Origin of the sequence: Sulfurimonas sp. (genome assembly GCF_027056685.1) — a bacterium.
In the GTDB taxonomy this organism is placed as follows: domain Bacteria; phylum Campylobacterota; class Campylobacteria; order Campylobacterales; family Sulfurimonadaceae; genus Sulfurimonas.
Window position 1 is genome coordinate 1 of the sequence record NZ_JALUKE010000229.1, and the last position, 1,916, is coordinate 1,916.

Consider the following 1,916-nt stretch of genomic DNA (forward strand, 5'->3'; position numbering starts at 1 on the left):
TTTTACAAACACCTTTTGAAACTCCGCCATCTTCTCTGGAGCCTGCTCTAAGCCGGGCAGGGCTGACATGTCCTCTCCTTTCCTTTCTATGCTTGATAGCTGTTTATCTATTGCTCTTATTTGTTCCTTTATGTACTTTATCTGCGGATTTTCTTCCGAAAGAACACTTCTTAATCTTCTCAGTTCTATCTGTAAAGCTATTTTTTGGGACATGAGTTCCGAATAAAGTTTAAATGATCCCTTTACTTGTTCTTCCGGAATTATAACCTTTTCCTGCCTTTGAAACTCTGTAAGCTTTGCAAGTGTACTTTTTAATGTATGAACTACAGCACTATTAAGCTTACTTGCATAAGAGTCACTCATACTGCCTTTTACTTGGAAAAATCTTATTTGAGATATATTATTAGTTGTAAATAAATTAATATCTTCAAAACAACTATTTTCTCCTTCTAGCATTAGAATAGAGTTTATGTTGTATTTTAATTCATGAACATCAGGAATTATATTCTGTACTTGGGTTATAAATTTAGTGCAGTCACCATGAATAGAATATTTTTTTATATTTTTCTTAAGATAGTTTTCACTTTGTGAAAAGTTAATTTTTTTTGTAATTAAAGTATGAATTAAGGCGCTCATTAAATATTGGTATTTAAATCCGAATCCTAATTCAAAAAGTACATAAGAAGGGATACTCAATTTAATTCCTGTTATTGTTTAACTTTTTATTAGTGTATACTTTATACAAGATAGTTCAAAAAAAATAATTATGAAAAATATTGTAACAATATTACATTGTTACTTAGTAACTAAATATATCTTTTTTTAAGTCAAATCTCTTTTTTGTTATATTTTAGCATAAAAAAATGAAACTAGATAGTTTTATAAAAATTTACAAGGCACTTATGTGTGTCCAAACTGTGCCTAAAAATGAATAAGAATGAGGAAGTTGAAATATTTTGATAGAGTCACAAAGTCCTTGTTTATGGTCTTTTATAGTTTTTATTATGTATATTTAGAATTTCCAGCATCCGGAGCCATAACTTCTATAAACCCCTAAAATACGACATTTAATCCACATATAACTTTTCTTTGGCAACCTATTAGTAATCATTTCTAAAATGTTGTTTGGTTTTTCTGGGGTACTATATTAAGCTATTTCATAAATTGGATTGAAAGTTTTAAGAACAGTTTGATGAATTTCCTTAACAATTACATTGTCTAAAAATCCAAGTTGTTTTATAAATCTATCTTGGGAGAAGCTTTTAACCTGAAAACACTCTATGCCAGATATTTTAGATAGTCCATTTGCTGAGTTAGGCTCTAGTTTTATTATCCAAGGATACTCTTCAAAATAATCTTTCCATCCTGTAATAGGAACGATAACCCTTAGTCCAAACCTACCTAACATATCATCATTAATAACAACTGATGGTCTTGCTTTTTGTATCTCAGAACCAACACTTGGATCAAAATTGACAAGCCATATTTCTCCTTGATTAATACTCATAAATTTCAACTCCACTATTTCCGATACTTCTGCATTTTTTTAGGTAGTCTTTATTTTGGGATGCTTTTATTGCCCCTTGTTCCCATTTTTTTAACTCCTGCTTTTTTACATATTCTTTTAGGGCATTGTTATAGATAGTATTGAGAGATACCTTTAGTTCATTCTTTAATGTAAGCAAATCTTTTTTAAGGTCTGAAGATATATTAAAAGTAACTTTATTAATGTTAGTTTTTTTAGTTGATGTCATAATCTACTCCTTTTTTATATGGTATATTATACCATATAAACATAACATATATTAAATTATTGTTTATAAAATTTTGTAACCATTCCTTCCGAACCATATCCTATAAAACAGGGGTTTGAAATTTTTGAAATTCAATACACAGTACTTATTTTGTTATAAAAA

3 protein-coding genes are annotated in these 1,916 nt (G+C 28.6%); all 3 read right to left on the reverse strand.

Annotation, left to right across the window (positions count from 1 at the left end; genetic code table 11):
* Positions 1-696: hypothetical protein (locus MVY38_RS10015; RefSeq protein WP_297485780.1), on the reverse strand; the 696-nt coding region annotated here is incomplete at its 3' end.
* Positions 697-1,147: 451 nt separating this feature from the next.
* Complete coding sequence (locus tag MVY38_RS10020) at positions 1,148-1,507, reverse strand: type II toxin-antitoxin system PemK/MazF family toxin (protein WP_297485783.1); 360 nt, start codon at positions 1,505-1,507, stop codon at positions 1,148-1,150.
* On the reverse strand, positions 1,497-1,754 hold the full coding sequence (locus MVY38_RS10025; protein WP_297485785.1) for a hypothetical protein: 258 nt from the start codon (positions 1,752-1,754) through the stop codon (positions 1,497-1,499). The genes MVY38_RS10020 and MVY38_RS10025 overlap by 11 nt, the downstream gene beginning before the upstream one ends.
* Between the last annotated feature and the right edge of the window lie 162 nt (positions 1,755-1,916).

What these genes read in the sequence shown, in the direction of transcription:
- MVY38_RS10020 (WP_297485783.1), bottom strand. Translation starts at nt 1,507, where the DNA reads ATGAGTATTAATCAAGGAGAAATATGGCTTGTCAATTTTGATCCAAGT.
- MVY38_RS10025 (WP_297485785.1), bottom strand. Translation starts at nt 1,754, where the DNA reads ATGACATCAACTAAAAAAACTAACATTAATAAAGTTACTTTTAATATA.